At 67.2% G+C, this 22,883-nt stretch carries 23 protein-coding genes, 1 tRNA gene and 2 pseudogenes; 15 read left to right on the forward strand and 11 right to left on the reverse strand.

From position 1 onward, the window contains the following. Nucleotides 1-27: 27 nt before the first annotated feature. Nucleotides 28-678, forward strand: a complete 651-nt coding sequence (locus L0C25_RS11565) for an ACT domain-containing protein (RefSeq protein ID WP_271636644.1) — start codon at nt 28-30, stop codon at nt 676-678. Here the strand turns inward: L0C25_RS11565 and L0C25_RS11570 are convergent. Then, the gene (locus L0C25_RS11570; RefSeq protein ID WP_271636645.1) at nt 650-1,540 is read right to left on the reverse strand and encodes an SDR family oxidoreductase; all 891 of its coding nucleotides are present in this window, start codon (nt 1,538-1,540) and stop codon (nt 650-652) included. The two genes, L0C25_RS11565 and L0C25_RS11570, sit on opposite strands and share 29 nt — an antisense overlap. 86 nt (nt 1,541-1,626) lie before the next feature. Here L0C25_RS11570 and L0C25_RS11575 point away from each other — a divergent pair, with 86 nt between their 5' ends. From L0C25_RS11575 to L0C25_RS24225, 3 genes and pseudogenes are all read left to right on the forward strand, one after another. After that, nucleotides 1,627-2,562 (forward strand): 1,4-dihydroxy-2-naphthoyl-CoA synthase, encoded by a 936-nt coding sequence (locus L0C25_RS11575; RefSeq protein ID WP_271636646.1) that lies wholly within the window; start codon nt 1,627-1,629, stop codon nt 2,560-2,562. Between the two features lie 51 nt (nt 2,563-2,613). Beyond that, on the forward strand, nt 2,614-2,769 hold the full coding sequence (locus L0C25_RS11580; RefSeq protein WP_271636647.1) for a hypothetical protein: 156 nt from the start codon (nt 2,614-2,616) through the stop codon (nt 2,767-2,769). A 55-nt stretch (nt 2,770-2,824) separates the two neighbouring features. Then, a pseudogene (locus L0C25_RS24225) lies at nt 2,825-3,235 on the forward strand (Fic family protein); the annotation flags it as partial. 22 nt (nt 3,236-3,257) lie between these two features. On the opposite strand, the gene L0C25_RS11590 reads toward L0C25_RS24225, so the two are convergent. The 3 genes from L0C25_RS11590 to L0C25_RS11600 all read right to left on the reverse strand — a co-directional run bounded on the left by L0C25_RS11590 (nt 3,258) and on the right by L0C25_RS11600 (nt 8,653). Then, nucleotides 3,258-4,583, reverse strand: a complete 1,326-nt coding sequence (locus tag L0C25_RS11590; RefSeq protein ID WP_271635202.1) for an ISL3-like element ISPfr2 family transposase — start codon at nt 4,581-4,583, stop codon at nt 3,258-3,260. A 909-nt stretch (nt 4,584-5,492) separates the two neighbouring features. Beyond that, nucleotides 5,493-7,793: a DGQHR domain-containing protein gene (locus L0C25_RS11595; RefSeq protein WP_271636648.1), complete on the reverse strand. Its 2,301-nt coding sequence runs from the start codon at nt 7,791-7,793 to the stop codon at nt 5,493-5,495. Continuing rightward, complete coding sequence (locus L0C25_RS11600; protein ID WP_271636649.1) at nt 7,790-8,653, reverse strand: DNA adenine methylase; 864 nt, start codon at nt 8,651-8,653, stop codon at nt 7,790-7,792. Before L0C25_RS11600 ends, L0C25_RS11595 begins: the two co-directional genes overlap by 4 nt. A gap of 60 nt (nt 8,654-8,713) precedes the next feature. Here L0C25_RS11600 and L0C25_RS11605 point away from each other — a divergent pair, with 60 nt between their 5' ends. Beyond that, nucleotides 8,714-8,884 carry a hypothetical protein gene (locus tag L0C25_RS11605; RefSeq protein ID WP_271636650.1) on the forward strand — a complete coding sequence of 57 codons (171 nt, stop codon included), beginning with the start codon at nt 8,714-8,716 and terminating at the stop codon, nt 8,882-8,884. A 111-nt stretch (nt 8,885-8,995) separates the two neighbouring features. Beyond that, nucleotides 8,996-9,556: pseudogene (locus L0C25_RS11610) on the forward strand (enoyl-CoA hydratase-related protein); the annotation flags it as partial. Here L0C25_RS11610 and L0C25_RS11615 read toward each other — a convergent pair. The 3 genes from L0C25_RS11615 to L0C25_RS11625 form a co-directional block, all read right to left on the reverse strand. After that, nucleotides 9,550-10,656 carry a WD40/YVTN/BNR-like repeat-containing protein gene (locus L0C25_RS11615; protein ID WP_271636651.1) on the reverse strand — a complete coding sequence of 369 codons (1,107 nt, stop codon included), beginning with the start codon at nt 10,654-10,656 and terminating at the stop codon, nt 9,550-9,552. The pseudogene L0C25_RS11610 and the gene L0C25_RS11615 overlap by 7 nt on opposite strands. A gap of 87 nt (nt 10,657-10,743) precedes the next feature. Beyond that, nucleotides 10,744-11,079, reverse strand: coding sequence for a HepT-like ribonuclease domain-containing protein (locus tag L0C25_RS11620; RefSeq protein WP_271636652.1), 336 nt, complete (start codon nt 11,077-11,079; stop codon nt 10,744-10,746). Beyond that, a complete protein-coding gene (locus L0C25_RS11625) occupies nt 11,076-11,516 on the reverse strand; it encodes a helix-turn-helix domain-containing protein (RefSeq protein WP_271636653.1) in 441 nt (146 codons plus the stop codon). The genes L0C25_RS11620 and L0C25_RS11625 overlap by 4 nt, the downstream gene beginning before the upstream one ends. A gap of 186 nt (nt 11,517-11,702) precedes the next feature. On the opposite strand from L0C25_RS11625, the gene L0C25_RS11630 reads away from it, so the two are divergent. The 3 genes from L0C25_RS11630 to L0C25_RS11640 are packed head-to-tail and all read left to right on the forward strand — an operon-like array spanning nt 11,703 to nt 14,540. Beyond that, nucleotides 11,703-12,854 (forward strand): NAD(P) transhydrogenase subunit alpha, encoded by a 1,152-nt coding sequence (locus tag L0C25_RS11630; protein WP_271636654.1) that lies wholly within the window; start codon nt 11,703-11,705, stop codon nt 12,852-12,854. Further along, nucleotides 12,847-13,164 carry an NAD(P) transhydrogenase subunit alpha gene (locus L0C25_RS11635; RefSeq protein WP_271636655.1) on the forward strand — a complete coding sequence of 106 codons (318 nt, stop codon included), beginning with the start codon at nt 12,847-12,849 and terminating at the stop codon, nt 13,162-13,164. The genes L0C25_RS11630 and L0C25_RS11635 overlap by 8 nt, the downstream gene beginning before the upstream one ends. After that, entirely contained in the window at nt 13,161-14,540 is a 1,380-nt protein-coding gene (locus L0C25_RS11640) for an NAD(P)(+) transhydrogenase (Re/Si-specific) subunit beta (RefSeq protein ID WP_271636656.1), read from the forward strand. Before L0C25_RS11635 ends, L0C25_RS11640 begins: the two co-directional genes overlap by 4 nt. An 88-nt stretch (nt 14,541-14,628) precedes the next feature. Here the strand turns inward: L0C25_RS11640 and L0C25_RS11645 are convergent, their stop codons facing one another. Together L0C25_RS11645 and L0C25_RS11650 are read right to left on the reverse strand one after the other, a co-directional pair. Beyond that, on the reverse strand, nt 14,629-15,816 hold the full coding sequence (locus tag L0C25_RS11645; RefSeq protein WP_271636657.1) for a metal-dependent hydrolase family protein: 1,188 nt from the start codon (nt 15,814-15,816) through the stop codon (nt 14,629-14,631). 2 nt (nt 15,817-15,818) lie between these two features. After that, the gene (locus L0C25_RS11650; RefSeq protein ID WP_271636658.1) at nt 15,819-17,054 is read right to left on the reverse strand and encodes a metal-dependent hydrolase family protein; all 1,236 of its coding nucleotides are present in this window, start codon (nt 17,052-17,054) and stop codon (nt 15,819-15,821) included. A gap of 136 nt (nt 17,055-17,190) precedes the next feature. Between L0C25_RS11650 and L0C25_RS11655 the strand changes: the two genes are divergently transcribed. The 3 genes from L0C25_RS11655 (at nt 17,191) to L0C25_RS11665 (ending at nt 20,300) form a co-directional block, all read left to right on the forward strand. Then, on the forward strand, nt 17,191-18,036 hold the full coding sequence (locus L0C25_RS11655; protein ID WP_271636659.1) for a MurR/RpiR family transcriptional regulator: 846 nt from the start codon (nt 17,191-17,193) through the stop codon (nt 18,034-18,036). A 114-nt stretch (nt 18,037-18,150) separates the two neighbouring features. After that, nucleotides 18,151-19,578 (forward strand): sodium:solute symporter family protein, encoded by a 1,428-nt coding sequence (locus L0C25_RS11660; RefSeq protein WP_271636660.1) that lies wholly within the window; start codon nt 18,151-18,153, stop codon nt 19,576-19,578. After that, the gene (locus L0C25_RS11665) at nt 19,575-20,300 is read left to right on the forward strand and encodes an HAD family hydrolase (protein WP_271636661.1); all 726 of its coding nucleotides are present in this window, start codon (nt 19,575-19,577) and stop codon (nt 20,298-20,300) included. The genes L0C25_RS11660 and L0C25_RS11665 overlap by 4 nt, the downstream gene beginning before the upstream one ends. 42 nt (nt 20,301-20,342) lie before the next feature. On the opposite strand, the gene upp is transcribed toward L0C25_RS11665, so the two are convergent. Continuing rightward, nucleotides 20,343-20,984, reverse strand: a complete 642-nt coding sequence (gene upp, locus L0C25_RS11670) for a uracil phosphoribosyltransferase (protein WP_271636662.1) — start codon at nt 20,982-20,984, stop codon at nt 20,343-20,345. Between the two features lie 97 nt (nt 20,985-21,081). Between upp and L0C25_RS11675 the strand changes: the two genes are divergently transcribed. The 3 genes from L0C25_RS11675 to L0C25_RS11685 all read left to right on the forward strand — a co-directional run bounded on the left by L0C25_RS11675 (nt 21,082) and on the right by L0C25_RS11685 (nt 22,273). Further along, the gene (locus L0C25_RS11675) at nt 21,082-21,561 is read left to right on the forward strand and encodes a tRNA adenosine deaminase-associated protein (RefSeq protein ID WP_271636663.1); all 480 of its coding nucleotides are present in this window, start codon (nt 21,082-21,084) and stop codon (nt 21,559-21,561) included. After that, a complete protein-coding gene (tadA, locus tag L0C25_RS11680) occupies nt 21,558-22,022 on the forward strand; it encodes a tRNA adenosine(34) deaminase TadA (RefSeq protein WP_408641681.1) in 465 nt (154 codons plus the stop codon). Before L0C25_RS11675 ends, tadA begins: the two co-directional genes overlap by 4 nt. A 163-nt stretch (nt 22,023-22,185) precedes the next feature. Beyond that, nucleotides 22,186-22,273 (forward strand) — tRNA-Ser (locus L0C25_RS11685). Nucleotides 22,274-22,489: 216 nt separating this feature from the next. On the opposite strand, the gene L0C25_RS11690 is transcribed toward L0C25_RS11685, so the two are convergent. Beyond that, entirely contained in the window at nt 22,490-22,834 is a 345-nt protein-coding gene (locus tag L0C25_RS11690; protein WP_271636664.1) for a hypothetical protein, read from the reverse strand. Nucleotides 22,835-22,883: the final 49 nt, after the last annotated feature.

Here is a 22,883-nt window from a genome sequence, read left to right on the forward strand (position 1 = left end):
GAAACGATCACGGCGGACAATGGACGCATGTCCTTCCTGCTCCGCCTCGAGCTGCCCGATGTACCGGGGTCGCTCGGAGCCGTCGCGACCGCACTGGGTGAGGCCGGCGCCGACATCGAGGCGATCGAGATCGTCGAGCATCGCGACGACGGCCGCGCAGTCGACGACGTGCTGCTGGAGATGCCGACGTCGATGATGCCCGACTCGCTGGTCTCGGCGTGTCAGGCGATCGACGGGGTGCGCGTGAACTGGATCTCGCGCTATCCGGCCGGTGCCAGCCTGCGGATGGATCTCGAGGCGGTCGAGGCCATGACGGGCAACCCGCGCAAGGCGGTCGAACGGCTCGCCGAGTCGTTGCCGGCGACGTTCCGGGCCGACTGGGCGGTCGCCGTTGGTCGGCGTGCGGGTGACGTGTGTCTGCTCGCCGCGACCTCTGCCGCGCCGGAGTACGTCGACGAGATGGCCGGATGGCTCGATCTCGAACGCGCTGAACGGCTGCCCGACGTGGCCGAGTGGCGTGCAACCGTGCTCGCGGGCGCAGGCGTTCCGGGGCACGACGCCGTGGTGGTCTTCGGCCGTCGCGGCGGGCCGGAGGTACTCGACTCCGAGCTTGCCCGACTCGGTCATCTGGCCGGGCTTGCGTCGACGATCAGTCCCGCTTCTTCGCCTTCTGCGTGACCGGGATGTGCTGCGAGTGCGAGCGGCCGAGCGCCTCGACCTCTTGCTCCAGCCGAGGTACGGCGCGCTTGGCCATTCGCTTGACTATCGGCTCGACGAGACCGGAGACGAGGAGCTGGCGGGTGAGGTTCGAGACGACGACCTCGCGGGGGACGTACACGCGGCGCTTGCGCCGGATCATGCCCTCGCAGATCAGCTGCACGCACGTGTCGAGCGTCGTCGTCTTGTTGGCGGGCCACGGCAGGTTCTTGCGGGTTTCGCGGAAGCTGGGTAGATCGGCCTCCGCGCCGCGCACGATGTCGGTGTCGACCCACGACGGGTGACAGACGCCGACACCGATGCCGAGGTGCATCACCTCCTGGCGGCACGCGAGCGCGAGGGCCTCGGCCCCGGCCTTGCTGGCGTTGTACGGAGACAGGCCCGCAAGGGGAGTGAACGCTGCCTGCGACGAGACGACGAGTGCGTAGCCGCGGGTCTTCTCGAGGTGGGGGATCGCCGCGTGGAGCGTACGGAAGACGCCGGTGAGGTTGACATCGACGACGCGCTCCCACGCCTCGGGATCGATCTGGCGGACGGTGCCGTAGCTGGAGATGCCGGCATTCGCGAGTACGAGGTCGATGCGGCCGAACTTCTCCGCCGCGGCGTCGATCGCGAGGGTGAGCGCGTCGGTGTCGCGTACGTCGGCCTCCCACCAGGCGTGCTGCTCGCCGAGATCATCGGCGACCCGCTTGAGCTCGTCGGGTTCCAACCCGATCAGGGCGATCTTCGCGCCCCGATCGGCGAGCCCCTTCGCGACGCCTGCCCCGATGCCGCGCGCTGCGCCGGTGACGACCGCGACCTTGCCGGTGAGATCTGTAGACATGGCGTTCAAGATACCGTCGGTATCCGGAATGCGCCACTCCCGATGTCACGTTCGCGGACCGGGCAACGGTCTGAGAGCCTGGGGCGATGAGCGACGTGTCCTCCGTTTCCGAGACCTTCGACCCCGATGCCTGGAAGCCGGTCGCCGGTTTCGAGTCACTCACCGACCTGACGTACCACCGTGCCGTCGACCAGGGCACCGTACGCATCGCGTTCGACCGACCGGATGTGCTCAATGCCTTCCGGCCACACACGGTCGACGAGCTGCTGAGCGTGCTCGACCATGCGCGTACGTCCGCCGACGTCGGGTGCGTACTGCTCACCGGCAACGGCCCGAGCCCGAAGAACGGCAAGCGGGCGTTCTGCACCGGCGGGGATCAGCGCATCCGCGGCAAGGAGGGATATCAGTACGAGACGGAGCACGGCGGTGCCGCCGGCGAGCAGCCGAACCCGATCGACAAGGCACGGACGGCACGCCTGCACATCCTCGAGGCGCAACGCGTGATCCGGTTCATGCCGAAGGTGGTCATCTGCCTGGTCAATGGCTGGGCGGCCGGCGGCGGGCACAGCCTGCACGTCGTCTGCGACCTGACCATTGCAAGCCGCGAGCACGGGCGGTTCAAGCAGACCGATGCCGACGTCGGGTCGTTCGACGGCGGGTTCGGCTCGGCGTACCTCGCGCGTCAGGTCGGGCAGAAGTTCGCCCGCGAGATCTTCTTCCTCGGCCAGGAGTACTCGGCCGACGACGGCGTCCGGATGGGCGCGGTCAACCGTGCCGTCCCGCATGACGAGCTCGAGTCGACCGCGCTCGAGTGGGGCCGGCTGATCAACGGCAAGAGCCCGACCGCGCAGCGGATGCTCAAGTACGCCTTCAACCTGATCGACGACGGGCTGGTCGGGCAGCAGCTCTTCGCCGGTGAGACTACCCGGCTCGCGTACATGACCGACGAGGCGCAGGAGGGGCGCGACCAGTTTCTCGAGAAGCGCGACCCCGACTGGTCGGACTACCCCTGGTACTACTGACCGCGAACGTGTCACCAGAAGACGACTACGCTGAAGACCCGAGGAGGAGCGATGACCAAGCGAAGGATGTCCGCCAAGACCCGTCGCGAGTTCGTCGTACGCTCCACGAAGGCTTCTGCTCAATTGGAGCAGCGCGTCGTGCCCGCCGACCATGTCCGTTCTGAGAAGGTCGAGCGGTTCGTGACATCACTGCGCTCCAAGGCCTGATGGCCCGCGAGCCCGAAGCCGGCGCGAGACCCTCCTCACCGGCTACTTCGTTCGCGAGCTTCACGGGCGGCTCTACGGGCCCGTTTGGGATTGGGGCGGTCGGCAGCGGTCGCGTGAGACAAACATCGGCATCGCTTCGGAGCGCATCGCCGTAGACCTGCGCAATTGCCTTGATGACCTCCGCTACCAATGGGAGCACACCACCGGGTTGACACCTCGGGTTCTCGGAGTCGCATCCCATGCGGGCTTAGTGCACATTCACCCGTTCGTTGACGGCAATGGGCGAGCGACCCGCCTGATCGCGGATCTTGTGTTTCTGGCCGCCCAGAGGGATGGGCCGTTATCTGCGTACGACTGGGAGATCGATCGCCGGACCTACATCCGATTACTCGGGGAGTACGACCTGACCCGGGATCCCATGCCACTGGTTGAGTTCATTCCGGTCATTGAACTTCCTGAGGAGTAGGGAACTCAGGCTCCAATGCGGCTCATCCCAATCGGGGGTGTAGGAGTTGGGGTCTGAAGCCGCCGGTCTCGAGCAGGCTTCGGGCGATGTAGTTGGTCAGGTTGCGGAACCCGAGTGCGGAGCCGCGCAGGTGTTCGAGCCGTCCGTTGAGCGCCTCGGTCGGCCCGTTGCTGGTGCCGGGTCGTTCGAAGTAGGCGAGCACGTCAGCGGCTCGCTTCTTCAGGGTCCGGCCCAGGGTGGTGAGCTCGGTGAGCACCTTGGGGACGCCGGCGCTGAGGTCGGTGATCAGCTTCTCCATGAGCTCGCGGCCACGTTGCCGGTCCTCGTGGCGATAGGCGGCGATCATGCGCTGGTAGACACCCCAGGTCGCCTCGACCTCGACGTGAGCGTCATCAACGAACAGCGCGCGTAGCCTGTCGCTCTGCTTGTCGGTGAGCAGGTCCGCGCCGGTGTGCAGCGTGCGCCGCGACTTGTAGAGCGGGTCGTCCCTGAACCCACGGTGCCCGTGGATCGCGAGTTGGACCCGGCGCCGGCACCTGTCGAGGGCGTCACCGGCCAGGCGCACGACGTGGAAGGGATCCATCACCGTGACCGCGTCCGGGATCTCCTCTGCAGCGGCGGTCTTGAACCCGGTGAAGCCGTCCATCGCGACCACCTCGACCGCGTCACGGAAGGCGTCGTCGCGGTCGGCGAGCCAGGTCTTGAACGCCGCCTTCGACCGGCCCTCGACCATGTCCAGCAGCCTTGCTGGGCCGGCGCCATCGCGAACCGGGGTGAGGTCGATGATCACGGTGACGTACTTGTCGCCACGCCTGGTGTGGCGCCAGACGTGCTCATCGACGCCAATGACCTTCACGCCCTCGAACCGCGTGGGGTCGTTGATCAGCAGCCGCTTGCCTTCAGCCAGGACCGCGTTGTTGGCGGTGTCCCACGCGACCCCGAGTCCCTCGGCGACACGGGCGACGGTGAGGTGTGCGACCACGATCCCTTCCAGCGCCCACCGCAGCCCGGTGCGCGAGAGCTTCGCGCGTGGCTCCGCCGCGGCGCTGGTGTCTTGGCGCCACACGTGTCCGCAGTCGGCACAGCGGTAGCGGCGCACTACAACTTCCAGCACGGTCGGTCGCCAGCCCAGCGGCTCGTGGGCCAACCGCCGGATCACGGTGTCACGAGCAGCGCCTTCGCTGCCGCACCGTCGGCACCACTGATCTGGTTCCACCACGCGGCACGCGAGGACCGCACGATCCGGCTCAAGTTGTTGTCCGGTCACGCTCAGACCGAGGCCGTCGAGTCGAGCGAAGGCGGTCAGGTCAGGGCGGCCGAAGCCGGCAGGCGGGGTAGCGTCGGACACGTCGAGGTCTTTCGGATGGATGGCGTAGGAACCTCCGTCGTCGGGAGACCTCGACGTCTATCTGCGGACCGACGCGCCCGGCCGACCTACACCGTCATCTGAGAAGACCCTCCAATGCTCCACGGGTGAGGCGTAGGAGGGGCGCACGACCAGTTCCTGCAGAAGCGCGATTCCGACTGGTCGGCGTACCCTGTTGCTGCTAGCGGGCAAGGTTTCTGCAGGTCAGAGCGCTATTGGTCACGTACCGGATAGTCCAGAGGTCCGGTCGCTGGCAGCTGTCACCGGTCAGGTGCATGCTGGTGGACGATGCCCGAGAGGAACACCGATCGGCGGACGTCGGGACATCCTCGGGCGTGCCGGCGAGTTGTGTCGCGAGCGGCACCCGTCTCATCCATGAGCGTGGCGGGCACATGAGGTACGTGAAGTCCACGCGCGCGCCTACGGGCCAGCGCCATTCCTGGGAGCCCGAGATCGGCGCGGCGATGGCCGACAGTTCCGTCGGCGACGTGCCCAGGTCCTCGACGAGTTCGGCCGGGGCCCGGACCCGAGGAACCTGTCTTCTTCGATCCGGTCGCGAGTGAGCCCCAGCCCTTTGAAGGAGTGGACGTCGACTGAGACTCGATCTTCTAAGCCTTCGATGCGAGACACGTCCATCGTGCCTGCGCCGAGGCGTGGCGCGAATGTGGCTACCTCGTCACTGAGGTGAACTGGCACGCCTTCGCCCTCACGAAGTCGAAGCTGCGACGAAGCCGACGGGCGGCAATCGAGTCAAGGGCTCGGACGATAGGGTCGGCGTCTACTTCGCGACCGACGGGACGGTGTCCTTTGTAACGGACTTCGCGTTCTCCTGGGCCAATTACGGCGCCACCCGCAGAGGGGTGAAGTTGCGCGTTCTGGCCCGAGCCGACCTCAGAGGTCATTGTCCGTCTGCCCCTTGACGAGCCACGTGTGGAGCGTGGTCAGGAATTCGTGATCGTCGACGGAGATAGGGCGCTGATGGTGCACGTCGTTCCGAAGACGGCTTGCGGCGACGACCCAGTCGGAGCGTGCTCGCCAGCCTCCGGACTTCTGCTCGTCGCCCGGCGGCGTGTAGCGCTTCTCGAATAGTTCGCGCCACAGCTCGTGTGTCTGAGTCATGATGTCGCGGTAGTCGACTATGTACAGGCAGTCCCACTCGGTTATCTCTTGTCCGGCGCTGCGGTCCAGGTTTCGCTCGATCATCATCTTTCCGGCTTCCAGCTTGAGTTTCCGCGGAACGCCATCCTTGAACCAATCCGCGCCGTACTTGTCCTGGAGCCGCTTGCGGATGTCGTCCTTCATGAAGGCCTCAAGGGCGTCGATCATGTCGCGCGCCTCGTCGTTGAACTGCTTCTCTGCGTCTCGCAGGTACTCGGCGAGCCCGGGCGGGTCGAACTCTGGCCTGGCCTCGTTGATTGCCTGCTGCAGCCGGCGCCAGTACTTGGTTCCCGCGCCCGAGCCGTAGAGCTGGCGATACTGAAGCGCCTCGGCCGGGTCCAGTCCCTCAATGTGATCGATCATCGAGTCCAGGTAGGGCGCCGCATCCGCGTAGAGCTCGCCGGGCGCCTTTTGCCGTGGGTCATAGTCATCGCTTTGGGCTAGGTGAACAACCACATCGCCCAGTATACGGACGATCGACTCAATGCCGTTGTTGATGAATACGAAGCCACCTTCGGCGCTGCCTAACTTGTATTGACGATCCAGATTGTCCCGAATGCGGCCGAGCGCGAGCGTTAGGTAATCGAACAGCGCATCGCCCGTCGAATCGTTCGTGCCGCGGTAGAAGGTGCCGATTTCTTTCACCTCGGTCTTGGTGAAAGTCCCGATGAATCCGCCACGCTCGACGCCGCGTGCTACGGCATCGATCGTGAGGCATCGCAACGGAGTCTTTGCATCTTCGCCAACCTGTACCCGCCCATACAGCGGCGAGACCTTGTCCTCACCGAGCCTCTGCGCGAGGACCAACTTGAGTGCCTTCGCCTGCTCGCGAAGGTCGTCGGATGCGTACAGGAGGTCCGCATTCAGGGTGTTCCGGAGGTTCTTCGGCACCGCCTGCTGGTTCTCGTTGATCTGCATGAAGAGCCGCATCTGGTCCGAACGACTGAGGGACACGAACGCAACCACGGGGATCAGGTCGTTCGCTGCTCTCGAACTCGATGAATAGCCGTACAAGCGGTGCTGACCGTCGATCACATAGGCGGCGCGGAACGTCTGAGGCAGGTGGAGGATCCCGGCGCGTGTCTGGCCGGGATGCATCGGGAACGGATCAAATTGAAGTCCCCGCGCGCCGCCCTCAAGACTCAGGACAAGGGAGTTGGGGAAGTATCCGCCCAGTTCGACGAACTGAGCGACGTTCTTCAGTCTTGCCTTCTTGATCAACCGCTGGTAGGTCGGCATCAGGCTCGAGTTCGCCTTGCTGCGATGGAGGATGTACCCGAGCTTGAGGAGCCGGTCAGGCTCGATTGAGAACGAGTAGTATTTGTGGCCGCCCATCGAGGCCTCGATCGCGACCACCTCCTGATTCAGGTTCGGGATCTTCTGCCCTGCAAATAGGTTTCCCAGCAGTTGGAAGCGCGCCGCCTCTCCCAGATGTTCGGCGAGCCCGAGGTAGTAGTCGATCACGTCGTCGCTCATGTGGATTATGTCCGCCGAAGCGATCCGCTCGGCGATCAACTTCGTCACGCCGTAGTTGTTGGTTGCGAGGACAAATTTGACCTTGTGGTGCTTGTACTCGGCCTTGATCGCCCGGAGGATGCCGGCCCGCCGGCCTTGGATCGCTTCGATCTCCTTCTTGAACTGTCCTTGCTTGGTCTCCGATGCGGACTTGCACTCAACGACCAGGATCACATCATCGTCGGCAGCAAACACATCGATCTGCTGGCGTTCACTCTCGCCCGACCCGTAATTGAGCGTGAAGGTCCGGTCCTTGTTCAGCGACCAGAATCCGAGCCTGGCGAACGTGGCCCAGACTCGGTCCTCGAACGCCACGTCGTGCGCCTTCGGTTTGCGCATGCGCACCGTGCGCTTGTTGCGCTTGTCGAGCACCCAGCCCTCGTCTTGCATCTCCGGGATCCGCGTTGGTGCGACAGTCTCGAACTGGTAGGGCGAAAGCCTTCGGCGGATCTCCGCCGGCACGTTCTTCGATGGCAGCAGGTGGTCGCGGATCAACTTACCGGGAGGCGGGAGCGTCATGCGACCGGCAGATTCGTGAAAAGGTATTCCGTCGCGCGACCGCGAGCGGCCGACCTCCCGCCAACGTTGTTCTTACGGCTCGTCTCCACACGTCGGTCCCCTTTCTCGAACAGATCGGCGATCGATATATGCGCCGCGTTCGTCATCACGTAGTACGCGTTCCGGTCTCGAATGTGATCGATCAGGACGCTCAGGCGCTGTTGGTCCGCGAACCGGAACAGCTGGTCGTTGTACTTCACGAATCCATTGCTGTTGTGGGCGACTGTGTACGGCGGGTCGAGGAACACGAGATCGCCCTCGCCAACGTTTTCAAGTGCCGCCGAGAAGTCGGCGACAGCGAGCGTTGCTGACTTCAGGCGCGAACTCGCCGACCTCAGTTGCTGTAATGTCGGCCGGTTGTCGGACGGCTTGTACCCGAACGGGACGTTGTACTCACCGCGCAGGTTGACGCGATACAGCCCGTTGAACGATGTGTGGTTGAGGAAGATGAATCGGGCTGCGCGGTTCACGGGCTTCCGCGGCCGGGCAGCCCTGACGGCGTAGTAGTCCCCTTCCGTATTGCGGTAGCCGCGCAGTCGCTCCCACACGTCATCGGGCGATGCCTGAACCGCGGCGTATGTCTCGATGAGATCCGCGTTCAGATCAGAGAGGTACGAGCGTCCCCCGAAGTCGATCCCGAAGAAGACAGCTGCACCGCCCGCGAATGGCTCGTGGTATCGCCGGACCTGCGCCGGTGAGGTCAATTCTTCGACGAACGAAACGAGCCAACGCTTTCCGCCCGCCCAGCGCAGAAACGGAGGTAGGCCGACGTGCGACCAGGTGTGCGGCGCTCCTGCTGGTTCCGGCGCTGCCAACGACACGTACTTCTCCGCCCTGTTGATGATTTCGCCAATGGTACGGCGGTCACGTTCGCGCGGAGCGTGGAACTCGCCGATCGATTGTTGGTTCGGCCAGATGACCGTCTCAGCGCCTATGCGGACCCCGTCGACGAGCGCATCGAGGGGAGCATCATGCGGCGGGGCGCCGGGCCGACGGTGGGCGACGTGACCGGCCTCGTCGACCTCGCCCGTTGGATCGGCGATCCCGCCTAGACAGCGAGGATGTCGTCGCGGTCATCGACTGTTAGCCGCGGGTGTGCTGGCTCGGGAGCTCCGCGCAGATCTCAGCCGTCACCACGGCGTCGGATCGGTAATCAGATCGCGGCGCGGACCGCCCGTCTGCACATCCTCGAGGCGCAACGCGTGATCCGGTTCATGCCGAAGGTGGTCATCTGCCTGGTCAATGGCTGGGCGGCCGGCGGCGGGCACAGCCTGCACGTCGTCTGCGATCTGACCTTGGCGAGCCGTGAGCACGGGCGGTTCAAGCAGACCGATGCCGACGTCGGGTCGTTCGACGGCGGGTTCGGCTCGGCGTACCTCGCGCGTCAGGTCGGGCAGAAGTTCGCCCGCGAGATCTTCTTCCTCGGCCAGGAGTACTCGGCCGACGACGGCGTCCGGATGGGCGCGGTCAACCGTGCCGTCCCGCATGACGAGCTCGAGTCGACCGCGCTCGAGTGGGGCCGGCTGATCAACGGCAAGAGCCCGACCGCGCAGCGGATGCTCAAGTACGCCTTCAACCTGATCGACGACGGGCTGGTCGGGCAGCAGCTCTTCGCCGGTGAGACTACCCGGCTCGCGTACATGACCGACGAGGCGCAGGAGGGGCGCGACCAGTTCCTGGAGAAGCGCGACCCCGACTGGTCGGCGTACCCCTGGTACTACTGAGCGCCGATACCTCCAGGGCGCCACTGGAGCCGGCCGACGCGGCCGTCGCCGCCGGCTGCCCAGCAGGAGAAGTCGATCGTGCAGTCGAGCGTGTGGAATCCGGCCTTGCTGAACTCCGTCCAGCTGCGTCCGCCGTCATGGCTGATGCTGCTGCCGGCGGTATCGCCCGACTCGCCGACGACGACCAGAGTGCCGGGGAGCACGGACACCCAGGCGGCGTCCTCGCCTAGGTGGGCGAGGTCGCCACCGTTGGTCCACGTACGTTCGTGCCCGGTGTACGCCGAGGCGTCGCCCCCGTCCGCCGGCGCGTCGAAGTCACCGCCGACCGCGACGCCCTGCCACGGTGTCCGGAACGCCAGGCCGAAGACGCCGGCCGCCTCGCCGGCCGGAATGGTCGAGTCCGACGCCGTCCAGGTGCGTCCCAGATCGCTCGACCGGAACACGCGCGCCGCGCTGCCGCCCGAGCCGAACCATGCGTTGTGGCCGCGGATCACCAGACAGTCGCCGCTGGCGGAGAAGTTGGCCTCGCCGGTCGAGTCCGGCATCCCGGCGGGCGACTGCACGCTCCACGACCGTCCGCCGTCGTCGGTGGACAGGATCCGGAACTTCCCGTCGACCGGATCGCTGACCGCCAAGCCGCGTCGACCGCCCGGGTAGAAGTCGACACAGTTGAAGAACGCCTGCTCCGTACGATTGCGGAACGTCTCGTGCCATGTCTTGCCGGCGTCGGCGGTGCGATAGATCCGAGAGGCTTCGCCCGGGCCGATGGCGAGCACGACGGCCGAGCGCGCACCGAGCGCCTCCACGTCGCGGAACAACAACCCGTCGCTCTCGGGAGGGCTGACGTTCTGCCAGCTGTCACCGCCGTCAGTGGTTCGCCACACCGAGCCGGGCCCGTCGGTCGTACTCTCGCCCGTCACCCAGGCCGTACGACGGGAGACCGCATCCAGGCCGCGGAAGCTCTGGTCGGAGTCGAGCACGGTCTGGGCCCAGTCGAGCCCGGCGCCGCGGTCCGCTGCGGGTTCGGCGGGGTGGGCGTACGCGGGAACCGTGGCGAAGGACAGGGCAAGGGTCAGGAGCACAGCAGCTGTTCGGCGCATGTGCGTACCCTGCCGAGAACGTCGCCCGGTGTCCAGGGCCGGTCAGCGCTCGAGCGTACGTGTCCTGGCCGCCAGGTTCGGTGATCGCTACGACGTCGCCGATTTGAGGTATGAACGGATCGTCGGGAGGTCGGCGGACAAGGTGGTCCACACGACGGCGTAGTCCGTCGCGTCGTACCGGTGTGCGAGGCGATCGCGCATCCGCTTGATGTCCGCCCACGGTACGTCCGGGTGATGGGCGATGGTCTCGGCGCTGAGCCGGGCGACGTTCTCGCCGACCTTGATGATCAACGACTCCCCGGCGAGGCCGGGCACGTTGTCAGGGTCGCCCGTGTACCAGTCGTGTCCGCGCGCCGTCAGGTTCGCGGCAACGTCACAGAGGCGAATGATCTCGCGTAGTGCCGCGAGGTCCCTTGCGTTCATATGGCCACAGCCGTCAGGAGAACCTCGTGGTCAGGTTGCATACCGCCGTCGGTGACGACGTCGACCTCGACACCGAGCAGGTCACCGGCCTCGCGCGAGAAGCCGGCCAGACCGAGCAGGCCGACGGTCGGCGCGGCCGTCACCACGATGTCGAGATCACTCCCTGGCCCGTCCGTGCGACGCAAGGCAGAGCCGAACACGCGAACGTCGGTGAGACCGAACCGCTCCGCAAGAGCCAGCAGGTCGTCCCGATGTGCGGCGAGCGCGTCATGCGGGGTCGGGCGACAAGCCTCGGAAAGCCGATGCAGCATCGCCTTCGACGGAGCGCGCCGACCGGTCTCGTACGCTGCGATGTTCGGCTGGGCAACACCGGACCGCTCAGCCAGCTCGTGCTGGCTGAGCCCGGCCGCCTGTCGCAGTCTCCGAACCGGGTTCACCACCTCAGTATATCGCGTGATATGCCGTGGGCGTGCGGGGTCATCCCGCGGACTCGGAACCTGTCGGCGTCGGCAGTCGTTGTCATCGACCCATCCGCACATCTGCTCGGGTACGAATCTCATCGCCGGTGAGACGCGCATCCCAAGTACTGGGCAATGTCGCCGATGTCATCTAGGTTGCGAGGCGTGAGAATCGCAGTCGCCAAAGAGATCGACGAGGGCGAGACCCGCGTCGCGCTCGTACCGGACGCCGTCGCCAAGCTGGTCGCGGCCGGCCATCAGGTGTCCATCGAGCCCGATGCCGGAGCCGACGCCGACTTCGCCGACCAGACGTACGTCGACGTCGGCGCAACGGTCGACGGCGACGCGCTGGCCGGCGCCGACCTCGTCGCGAGCGTACGGCCACTCAACAGTGGGGCGATCCGTGCGCTCGCCGAGGGCATGGCCACCATCTCGTTCCTCCCTCCGGCGCAGTCCCTCGATCTGGTCGCAGAGCTTCGCGACCGGTCGGTCAGCGCGTTCGCGTTGGAGCTCGTGCCGCGCATCTCGCGTGCGCAGTCGATGGACGCGCTGTCGTCGCAGGCACTCGTGTCGGGCTATCGCGCCGCGATCGTCGCATCCGGGTTGCTGCGCCGGTTCTTCCCGCTGAGCATGACCGCCGCCGGCACGGTGCAGCCCGCCGAGGTCGTCGTACTCGGCGCCGGAGTCGCCGGCCTGCAGGCGATCGCGACCTGCAGACGTCTCGGGTCGGTGGTCAAGGCGTACGACGTGCGCGCTGCGGCGGCCGAGGAGATCCAGTCGATGGGCGCGAAGGCGATCGAGCTCGACCTCGACACGCTCGAAGGTGCGGGCGGGTACGCCCGGGAGATGACCGAGGACCGTGCACAGCGGCAGCGCGACCTGCTCGCTCCGCACATCGCCGCGGCCGACGTACTCATCACGACGGCCGCCGTGCCGGGCCGGCAGGCGCCGCTGCTCGTCACTGCTGACATGGTGGAGCAGATGAAGCCCGGCTCGGTCGTCGTCGACCTTGCGGCGGAGACCGGTGGCAACGTCGAGGGCTCGAAGCCCGGCTCGATCGTCTCGATCGGCGATGCGCAGGTGTGGGGCGGTGCCAACGTCGCGGGCCAGATGCCCGGGCCCGCGAGCCGGCTGCTCGCCCAGAACATCGTCAACCTGATCGCGCTGATGACCGGCGAAGATGCCGCGCTGGCTCCCGACTTCGACGACGAGATCGTCGTCGGCGCCTGCGTCACGCACGGCGGCGAGGTACGACACGGGCCGACCCGCGAGTTGCTCGAGGGCGCCGACTCCGAGGAGGGTAACGACAATGGATGAGTCGATCGTCTGGCTGACGTTCTTCGTGCTCAGCGCCTTCGTCGGCGTCGAGGTGGTCTCGAAGGTCTCGTCGACACTGCACACGCCGCTGATGTCCGGCACGAACGCGATCCACGGAATCATCCTGATCGGCGCGATCCTCGTCGCGGGCACCGCCGATTCCACCGGGACGCTGATCGTCGGCCTCGTCGCGGTTCTGCTCGCGGCGATCAACATGGCGGGCGGGTTCGTCGTCACCGACCGGATGCTCGAGATGTTCGGCGGCCCGAAGCGTACGGCCAAGAGTGAGACCGACGGAGACGCCGCATGACGCCGACGTGGATCCAGCTGGGCTACCTCGCCGCGGCTGTCTGCTTCATCCTCGCGCTCAAAGGGCTTTCGGGCCCGCGTACGGCTCGCAACGGCAACCTGCTGGGTGCGGTCGCCGCCGTGTTCGCGACGGTCATCGTGTTCTTCCAACAGGACCTCGACCACCAGGTGCCGATCATCGCGGCGATCCTGGTCGGCACGGCGGCCGGCGCGCTCGGTGCCCGCCGGGTGCAGATGACGCAGATGCCGCAACTCGTCGCGCTCTTCAACGGCGTCGGCGGTGGAGCGGCGGCGCTCGTCGCCCTGCTGGAGCTGAACGAGTTCCACGAGCATGCCGATGTCGAGTGGTTCACCGCGGCGGCAACGGTGTTCACCATCGCGGTCGGCGGTATCAGCTTCGCCGGTTCGCTGGTGACGTTCGCGAAGCTGCAAGAGCTGATGACCACCCGTCCGGTCATCTTCCCCGGGCTGCCCGTCGTGTTCGGCGGTGCGTTCGTCGTCGCGATCGCCCTGTGTGTCTGGATCGTCGTCGAGCCGAGCCTGTGGGTCGGAGTGATCCTGGCGCTGTTCGGGTTGGCGCTCGGCGTACTTCTCGTCCTTCCGGTCGGCGGCGCGGACGTACCGATCGTCATCTCCCTGCTCAATGCGTTCACCGGACTGACCGTCGCCGCGAGCGGGTACGTCCTGCAGAACACCCTGCTGCTCGTCGCCGGCACCCTTGTCGGTGCCTCAGGTACGTTGCTCACGATCCTGATGGCGAAGGCGATGGGGCGTTCCGTCGTCAACACGTTGTTCGGTGCGCTGAGAGGCGGCTCGACGCTGGGTGCCGCCACCGCGAGCGACCGTCCCGTGCGCTCGGCCGGTCCCGACGATGTGGCGATCCTGCTCGCGTACGCGCAACGCGTGATCATCGTGCCCGGCTACGGTCTCGCCGTCGCGCAGGCGCAGCACACGCTGCGCGAGCTGGTCGATGTGCTCGCCGGGCGCGGGGTCGAGGTCGACTACGCGATCCACCCGGTGGCTGGCCGGATGCCGGGACACATGAACGTGCTGCTCGCCGAGGCACAGGTCCCGTACGAGCAGCTCGTCGAGATGGACGACATCAACGGGGAGTTCAAGCAGGCCGACGTCGTACTCGTGGTCGGTGCGAACGACGTCGTCAACCCCGCCGCGAAGACCACGCCGGGTGCGCCCATCTACGGCATGCCGATCCTGAACGCAGACGAGGCGAAACAGATCGTGTTCATGAAGCGGTCGATGCGTCCGGGATTCGCGGGCATCGAGAACGAGCTGCTCTTCGACCCGAAGACGACGCTGCTGTTCGGCGACGCGAAGGACTCGATGAGCAAGCTGCTCAACGGCGTGAAGGCGCTGTAGCCTGCCCGACCTCCCCCGTGAGCCGCACGGTCTTGTGCGACACGCCAGCGTGTCGCCGCACTAACGCGCGGCTCACGGGGCGGGTGGGTCAGGGGCGGATGACCTGTCCGGAGCGGATGACCGTCGTCGGTGCGCGCAGTGCGTCGACCCCTTCGAACGGGTTGCGATCCGTCACCACCAGGTCCGCACTCGCACCGGGGCGTACCCGCCCGAGCTCGGGCCGTCCCAGGGCGTCCGCCGCCGTCGAGGTCGCCGCGCGCAGGGCGGTCACCACGGGTACGCCGCAGTCGACCAGTGCCTCGAGCTCGGCGACGAGGTTGCCGTGCGGCATGCCGGGTGAGCCCGCATCCGTACCGGCGACGAGCGGGATGCCCGCCTCGAGGGCCTTCGCCACGCTCGTACGGTGTGCGTCGACGACCCGTTCGGCCTTGCGGGTCGCGTACGCCGGCGCCGAGCCCGTCGTGGCCGCGTCCGCGATGCTGCGATAGATCGCGACCGTCGGGCAGAGGTACGTACCCCGTTGCACCATGTCGCCGACCAGCGCGTCATCGAGGAACACGCCGTGCTCGATGATGTCGATGCCCGCGCGTACGGCGTCGCGGATGCCTTCGGTGCCCAACGCATGCGCCGCGACTTTCAGGCCGCGCCGGTGCGCCTCGCCCGCGAGCGCCGCGAGCTCGGGGTAGGAGAGCTCGCCGTCGTGCACGTCCTCACCCTTCGGGCGCCCGTACACGCCGCCGGTCGCCGCCGTCTTGATGATGCCCGCGCCGCGGAACGCCTGTCCGCGCACGGCACGTACGACCGCGTCGACCCCGTCGGATGCGACGCCCCAGAACGGGTCGTGGCCGCCGGTCATGATCACCGTGCGTCCAGCAGCAATGACCGTCGGACCGTCGAAGACGCCGGTTTCGATCGCGCGTGCCACCGAGATGGCGATATCCCAGTTGCTGCCGAGGTCGGCAATCGTCGTGACGCCGGCGGCAAGGTGCTCGCGGGCGTGCATGGCGGCGCGTAGCACCGTCAGTTGCTCGCCGTCGGCCTCGACGGTCTCGGCCGGGTCCTGCCCGCTCGACCACACCAGGTGAGCGTGTCCGTCGATCAGCCCGGGCAGTAGGTAGCGCCCGGCGAGGTCGAGCTCCACGTCGGAGTCGGCGGCGCGTGGCGCTGCGCCGCGTGCGTGCACCGCTCGGATCTCATCGTGCCCGCAGGTGATGTCGGCGCGACGCACCTCGTCGGACTCGCCGTCCCAGTACGCGGCGTCGCGCAGGATCAGCACGGTCAGCCGACCAGCCGGTCGCTGACGACGGTGCCGCCCTTGATGATCGCGCGTACGTTCTGCTCCGGCTCGGCGAGCACCTCGGCGTCGGTGAGCGGGTCGCCGTCGACGACCAGCAGGTCTGCGTGTGCCCCGGGTGTGACGGTGCCGATCTCGCCCTCGAGGCCCAGCAGCCTTGCTGCATTGACGGTTGCCGACTTGAGGACCTCTGCGGCGGGCTGCACTCGGCCGCGGATGCGGAACTCCTCGCTCTGATGCACGTGCATGTCGCCGAGCAGGTCGGTGCCGAACACCACCGAGACTCCCCCGCGCCAGGCGCGTTCGAGTGCGGTCAACCCCGCGTCGCGTACGTCGGCGACCTTCGCCTGGCTGGCAGGCGGAAGGCCCGCGGCCGCACCTTCGCGCGCGAGGAACTCGTACGTCACGAGGGTGGGCACGAGGTACGCGTCGTGCTCGGCGAACAGCGCGACGCTCTCGTCGTCGATCAGATTGCCGTGCTCGATGCAACGGACGCCGAGTCGCAGGCCGCGGTTGACGGCGCGCGCGGTGTACGCGTGGCCGGTCACGTAACGGTTGGCGGCAGCGGCCTCCTCGACCGCAGCGAGGATCTCGGTGTCGCTGAACTGCGTCGAGTCGACGCGGTCGGTCGGCGAGGCAACGCCTCCGGACAGCATGATCTTGATGTGGTGGGCGCCGGTACGCAGCTGGTTGCGGGCGTTGCGGCGTACCTCGTCGACACCGTCGCAGACGACGCCGAGACCTGGGCAGCACTGGTGGTCGTCGAGCGCCGAGCGCCCCGGACCGCGCAGGTCGGCGTGCCCGCCGGTCTGCGACAGCGCCTTGCCGCCGAAGACGACCCGCGGCCCACGTACGAGGCCCTCGTCGACCGCCGCGGCCAGTCCGTAGTCGGCGCCGCCGACATCGCGGACCGTGGTGAAGCCGCGCGACAGCATGCCGTCGAGGATGCGCATCGTCTTGGCGGCAACGTAGTTCGGCGACCACTCGATCATGGCACCGAGGTCGGCGGTCGCGGCGGTGACATGGACGTGCGCGTCGACGAGGCCGGGTACGAGGGTGCGCCCACCTGCGTCGAGAACCTCGACTCCCGCTGGCTCGATCTCGCTGCCGCCGATCGCCTCGATCCGCCCGTCGGTGACGAGCACGCGGCGGTCGGGCACGAGCGTCTCGTTGGCGACGTCGCACACGGTGGCATCGGTGACGAGGAGGCGGTCGGGCATGGGGTGTTCTCCTAGACGCGGGCGCGTTGACGGTGGCTCCGGGCCGTTCGCACGACAGACTGTCACTGCACCCAATGCGAAGTCAATGTTCATTGCGTATGCTGCGTGTACGCACTACTTGTTGCGAGGGATGATCGTGGCTCGACTACCGGACTGGGCGCGCGAGCGGCTCGAGGGGGGACGCGTCGGTCCCGGTGCTGCGCGGGTCATCGAGATCCTCGAGCTGCAGCCGCAGCTCGCGTCGTACGCCTCCACCGCGGAGATCGCGGAGCGCGCGGGCGTCAACATCGCGACGGTCGTACGCACGGCGCAGGCCCTCGGCTTCAGCGGGTGGTCCGAGCTGCGGCAGGAGATCCGCAGCCGGTACCTCGCGTCGCTCTCGGCCGTTCAGGTGCTGAGCGAACATCAGGCTCCGGGCGCCAGCCGCACGCGCGACGCCGTACGTCAGGACCTCGCGAACCTCGAGGCGCTCGCGAACACGATCGACCAGCAACAGATCTCGACCATTGCGCAGGTGATCGCCGACGCGGACCGCACGGTCGTGATCGGCAGCGGCAGCTTCATCTCGCCGGGGCTCCAGTTGTCGCACGGAGGCCAGACGATGGGCCTCGATGTCCGGTTCGGACGTGGCGGTGGGACCACCCTGTTCAACGAGGTCAGCCTGTTGGGGCAAGGCGATGTCGTTGTCGCGTTCAGCTTCTGGTGGCTGGCGAAGGAGGTACTCGAGGCGGCGCGCGTGGCGGCCGACGCGGGTGCGACCGTCATCCTGCTCACCGACCGGCGATCGACGCGGTTCAGCGAGCTCGCCGATCACGCGTTGATCGTGCCGAGTGAGGGTGCCGGGACGTTCCCGTCGATGACGGGCGCGATGACCGTCATCAACTGCGTGCTCGCGGAGATCGCCGAGTACGCGGAGCCACGTGTGCGCGAGGCGATCGTCCGCGCCGAGGCCGTCTGGCGGGCCAACGACCTGTTCGACTGAACGCCTCGGCGGTTCGTCTCAGGATCAGAGACTCTACGCAACGTTCATTGACGTATCGCTCACGAAGCAGCAAGCATTGCGTACCACATCGGGGGTGACCCACCGGAGGCACGAATGCAGACGGTCCACATCTCCATCCTGATCGCGTACCTGGCCGTCATGGTGGCCGTCGGCGCCTGGTTCAGCAGACGCCGGCACGTCAGCTCGGGCGACGACTTCATGTTCGCGGGGCGGTCGCTGCCCAAGCCGGTGCTGATCGGTACGTTGCTCGCCACCTGGGTGGGGTCCGGCACGATCATCGGCGGGGCCAACTTCGCGTACACGTACGGCCCGCTCGCGTCGATCTTCTTCCTGGCCGGTACGCCGATGGGGATCCTGGCGCTCTACTACGTGTCGCGCAAGGTGCGCTCGGCGTCGCGGTACACGGTGCCCGAGCTGCTCGAGGCGCGGTTCGGGCTTGCGGCGCGGATGATCGCCGCGGGGATCACGCTGCTCGCGTACACCGGCATCGTCGCGTACCAGTTCACCGGCGGCGGCTACATCATCAGCATGATCACGTCGCTCTCCACGGGAGAAGGCACGCTGCTCGTCGCCGCTCTCGTCACGTTCCTCGCGATCGGCGGCGGCCTGTTCTCGGTTGCGTGGACCGACTTCCTCTCGGCACTGGTCATCGTGTTCGGGCTCGTCGTCGCGATCCCGTTGGTCATCGGAGACGATGTCGGGGGCTTCGGCGCGTACTGGAACGACCTCCCGGAGACCTCGACGACCTGGTCCGGTGGGCTCAGCGGTCTGGAGCTGCTCGGGTACTTCCTGCCGCTGTTCCTGCTCATTCTCGCCGACCAGAACATGTACCAGCGGCTCACCGCCGCGCAGGACGAGGGCACCGCCCGCAGCTCGACCGCGGGGTTCTTCTTCAGCAGCTTCCTGGTCACGGTGCCGGTTGCGCTGCTCGGGTCGGCCGCGGTGATCCTGATGCCGAACATCAATCCCGACACGGCGATCCTGTCACTGGCCTCGGAGCACTACCTGCCGGCGGTGATCGGTGGCCTGGTGCTCGCGGGTGCGCTTGCGTTCATCGTCACGACCGGGTCGTCGTTCCTGCTCTCGGGCGCGAGCAACGTGGTGTACGACGGGTTCGCGCGGTTCTCGAAGACGGAGCTCCCGGACGCGAGCCGGTTGCGCATCCACCGGGTCACGGTGCTGGCGATCGCCGCGACCGCGTACGTACTCGGCAAGTTCTTCCCATCGGTGCTCGAGCTGCAGCTGTACTCGTACACCGTCTACGGCGTCGCGTTGGCGCCGCCGGTGCTGGCCGTGCTGCTGTGGAAGCGCGCGACGCGTGCGGGCGCCCTCACCTGCATGATTCTCGGCACCGTCGTGACGATCACCTGGGAGGAGCTCGACCAGCCGCTCGACGTCAACTCCGTGCTGATCTCGCTTCCGGTCGCGCTCGTCTCCCTGGTCGGCGTCAGCCTGCTCACCAAGCCGTCCGACCCGCTGGAGGCGTCGGTCGAAGACTCCGCACCGGGAGCGAGATCGTGAACCTCGCCGACTACGACGCCCTCAGCTTCGACTGCTACGGCACGTTGATCGACTGGGAGGCCGGCATGGGCGCCGTGCTCGACGCGTGGGCGCGCGATGTCGAGGTCGAGCTCGACCGTGAGTCGCTGCTCACCGCGTACGCCGACCACGAGGCGAGGACCCTCCGTGAGTCGCCGGCGATGCTCTACCCGACGGCGTTGGCGACGAGCATGCGGGCGCTCGGCAGCGAGCTCGGCGCCCCGGTTTCGGACACGTGGGCGGCAAGGTTCGGTGCGTCGGTGCCCGACTGGCCGGCCTTCCCCGACTCACATGATGCGCTCGTACGACTGGGTGAGCGGTTCTCGCTGATCATCTTGTCGAACGTCGACCGAGCCGGCTTCGAGGGCTCGCGTCGGCGGCTCGACGTCATTTTCGATCACGTGATCACGGCGCAGGACGTCGGCTCGTACAAGCCATCGCCGCGCAACTTCGACGCGCTCGAGCAGTTGCGCGTACGCGAGGGCATCGGCGAGGGGCGGTTGCTGCACGTCGCGCAGAGCCTGTTCCACGACCACGTTCCGGTCAAGCGGATCGGACTGTCGTCGGTGTGGATCAACCGACGCCACGACCGGCCGGGCTGGGGTGCGACGCCCGACCCGGACGCGGAGGCGCATCCGGACTGGGAGTTCCCGAGCATGGCGGCGTTCGTGGACGCCGTCGACGAGGCGGCGGCCAACAAATAGACATTTGTTACGCCAGGGCATGACAAATGTCTATTTGTCGGGTCAGTCGACGACGCCGTAGAGCCGGTCGCCCGCGTCGCCGAGGCCGGGCACGATATAGCCGACCTCGTTGAGCTTGTCGTCGAGGGCGGCGGTGACCAGGGTGACCGGGACGTTGATGCCGCCGAGGTCGGTCTCGACCCGGGCGATGCCCTCGGGCGCCGCGAGCAGGCAGACGGCGGTGATGTCGTTGGCCCCGCGCTCGACCAGGAAGTCGATCGCTGCCGACAGCGTGCCGCCGGTCGCGAGCATCGGGTCGAGCAGGTAGCACTGGCGGCCTGCCAGATCGTCGGGCAGGCGCTCGGCGTACGTCGACGCCTCCAGCGTCTCCTCGTTGCGGATCATCCCGAGGAAGCCGACCTCCGCCGTCGGGAGCAGCCGCTGCATGCCCTCGAGCATGCCGAGTCCGGCGCGCAGGATCGGTACGACGAGCGGCTTCGGGCTGGACAGCCGGACACCGTCGGCCGGTGAGACGGGAGTCTCGACGCGTACCGGCTCGGTGCGCACGTCACGCGTGGCCTCGTACGCGAGCAGGGTGACGAGCTCCTCGGTCAGACGGCGAAACGTCGGGGAGTCGGTGTTGATGTCGCGCAACGCGGTCAGCTTGTGCGAGATCAACGGGTGGTCGGCGACATGGATGCGCATGCGCGAAGACTACTTGGAAATGTACTACCAACCTGCTTCCCGGTCTGTCACGATCTAGGCGTGGGCCCAACGGGCCCGGGTAATCACGGAGGATCGCATGGCCGACGACTCGGTCGACTTCGCCGTCGTCGCGTACCGCGAAGAGGGCATCTGGCAGCTAGCGACGCTGCCGCGGGCCGTTGGCGAAGACATCGACGATCTGATCACCGCGCTCCGTCCCTGGCCCGGTGACGCCGGCGTGCTCGGCCTCGTCTCGGTCGACGAAGACTTCTTCGTGCTGGTACGCGTGGCCGGTGACGACGTACGCGTGTTCCTGAGCGACGTCACGGCGGTGACAGAGTGGCCGCTCGCGAGCAGTATCGCCGAGTACCTCGACCTGCCCGATCCCGATGACGACGAGGAACCCCAGCCCGCCGGCGACTCCGACGTGGTCCAGGAGTTCGGCATGACCGCGGTCGATCTCGCCGTGCTGTGCGACGACGACGAGCTCTATCCCGACGAGATGCTGTCCGACGTCGCCGAGCGGCTCGGGTTCGGTGCGCAGCTCGCGTCGATCGTCGAGGCCGCCAAGGCATGAGTGGCGCCGCCTGGGCCGATCCGATGCGTGCCGCGCTCGATGAGGCCGCCGCAGCGCGCGCGTCGGCGGACGTACCCGTCGGTGCGGTTGTGGTCGACGCGGCAGGAGACGTCATCGGGCGCGGACGCAACACCCGTGAGCGTGACCACGATCCGTTCGGGCATGCGGAGATGGTCGCCCTGCGCGACGCCGCGGCCGCCGCGCACACCTGGCGGATGGACGACTTCACACTGGTCGTGACGCTCGAGCCCTGCACGATGTGCGCGGGCGCGCTGGTCTCCGCGCGGGTCGGCCGCCTGGTGTTCGGTGCCTTCGACCCGAAGGCGGGTGCGGTCGGCTCGTTGTGGGACGTCGTCCGCGACCGCCGGCTCAACCATCGTCCGGAGGTCATCTCCGGGGTGCTCGCGGACGAGTCCGGCGACCTTCTGCGTGACTTCTTCGCGCAGCGGCGTACGGACTGACCGCGCTCGTCCGTTTACCATGTAAACATGGTAAACGTACGCGTTGCACAGCGAATTCACCACGCAAGGCGGACCGATTCCGTGCAGAGTGCGCGCCCTCGGGTACGGCGGCCGGCCGGAGCCGAGATGCGATCGCCGTAAGCGATCTAGTACTCTCGTCGGCGGTAGCGTGTCCGAGCGGCCTAAGGAGCACGCCTCGAAAGCGTGTGAGGGGTAACCCCCCTCCGTGGGTTCAAATCCCACCGCTACCGCGCTATCGATCCGGTGGCACGCCCGAGTGAAGCGAGTGGTGTGCCACCGGATCCATAATTTGGGTACCGCGGGATTTGGGAGGAGGCTCGCGAGGGACGAGCGAGCCGACGGTTCCCACCGCTACCGCGCATGGGCAAGGTGGCGCATCCGAGCCGATGATGCGCCACCTTGTCTCTATGTATCTGGCGTCCGGTGATTCGAGCCCGGGGACGGCCTCAGTAGTCCGTCTCGGCCATGTCCTCCGCGCGGCGCGCGCTCATCAGCGACCAGGTGTCGACGCGGGCAGTGGCGTCGGTGAGCGACAGCTCGGACGTACGCTGCAGCAGGGTGACGGCCTCGGCCTTGCGACCCTCGTCGACCATGCGGTGCACCTCGAGCATCGCTTCCTCGGTGTGCGGTTCCAGCCGTGACGCGGGGCGGCGTCGCCGTCGTTCGACGCGCTCGATGACGTTGCCCGACGCGTTCGGTTCTTGGCGAGAACTGCGTCGTGTCGTGACGATGACGTACGTGAGCCCGAGTGCGATACCTACGAGAATTGCGAATGCCCAGCTTGGAAACACCGGGCCGACTTTACCCGAAATTCACCGTCTGACCAGCGGCGATGTGGAT

Source organism: Solicola gregarius (assembly GCF_025790165.1).
Lineage (GTDB): Bacteria > Actinomycetota > Actinomycetes > Propionibacteriales > Nocardioidaceae > Solicola > Solicola gregarius.

Excerpts from the sequence above, each read along its gene's own strand:
- L0C25_RS11565 (WP_271636644.1), top strand. The coding sequence starts at position 28 with ATGTCCTTCCTGCTCCGCCTCGAGCTGCCCGATGTACCGGGGTCGCTC.
- L0C25_RS11570 (WP_271636645.1), bottom strand. The coding sequence starts at position 1,540 with ATGTCTACAGATCTCACCGGCAAGGTCGCGGTCGTCACCGGCGCAGCG.
- L0C25_RS11575 (WP_271636646.1), top strand. The coding sequence starts at position 1,627 with ATGAGCGACGTGTCCTCCGTTTCCGAGACCTTCGACCCCGATGCCTGG.
- L0C25_RS11580 (WP_271636647.1), top strand. The coding sequence starts at position 2,614 with ATGACCAAGCGAAGGATGTCCGCCAAGACCCGTCGCGAGTTCGTCGTA.
- L0C25_RS11595 (WP_271636648.1), bottom strand. The coding sequence starts at position 7,793 with ATGACGCTCCCGCCTCCCGGTAAGTTGATCCGCGACCACCTGCTGCCA.
- L0C25_RS11615 (WP_271636651.1), bottom strand. The coding sequence starts at position 10,656 with ATGCGCCGAACAGCTGCTGTGCTCCTGACCCTTGCCCTGTCCTTCGCC.
- L0C25_RS11620 (WP_271636652.1), bottom strand. The coding sequence starts at position 11,079 with ATGAACGCAAGGGACCTCGCGGCACTACGCGAGATCATTCGCCTCTGT.
- L0C25_RS11635 (WP_271636655.1), top strand. The coding sequence starts at position 12,847 with ATGGATGAGTCGATCGTCTGGCTGACGTTCTTCGTGCTCAGCGCCTTC.
- L0C25_RS11640 (WP_271636656.1), top strand. The coding sequence starts at position 13,161 with ATGACGCCGACGTGGATCCAGCTGGGCTACCTCGCCGCGGCTGTCTGC.
- L0C25_RS11650 (WP_271636658.1), bottom strand. The coding sequence starts at position 17,054 with ATGCCCGACCGCCTCCTCGTCACCGATGCCACCGTGTGCGACGTCGCC.
- L0C25_RS11660 (WP_271636660.1), top strand. The coding sequence starts at position 18,151 with ATGCAGACGGTCCACATCTCCATCCTGATCGCGTACCTGGCCGTCATG.
- upp (WP_271636662.1), bottom strand. The coding sequence starts at position 20,984 with ATGCGCATCCATGTCGCCGACCACCCGTTGATCTCGCACAAGCTGACC.
- L0C25_RS11675 (WP_271636663.1), top strand. The coding sequence starts at position 21,082 with ATGGCCGACGACTCGGTCGACTTCGCCGTCGTCGCGTACCGCGAAGAG.
- tadA (WP_408641681.1), top strand. The coding sequence starts at position 21,558 with ATGAGTGGCGCCGCCTGGGCCGATCCGATGCGTGCCGCGCTCGATGAG.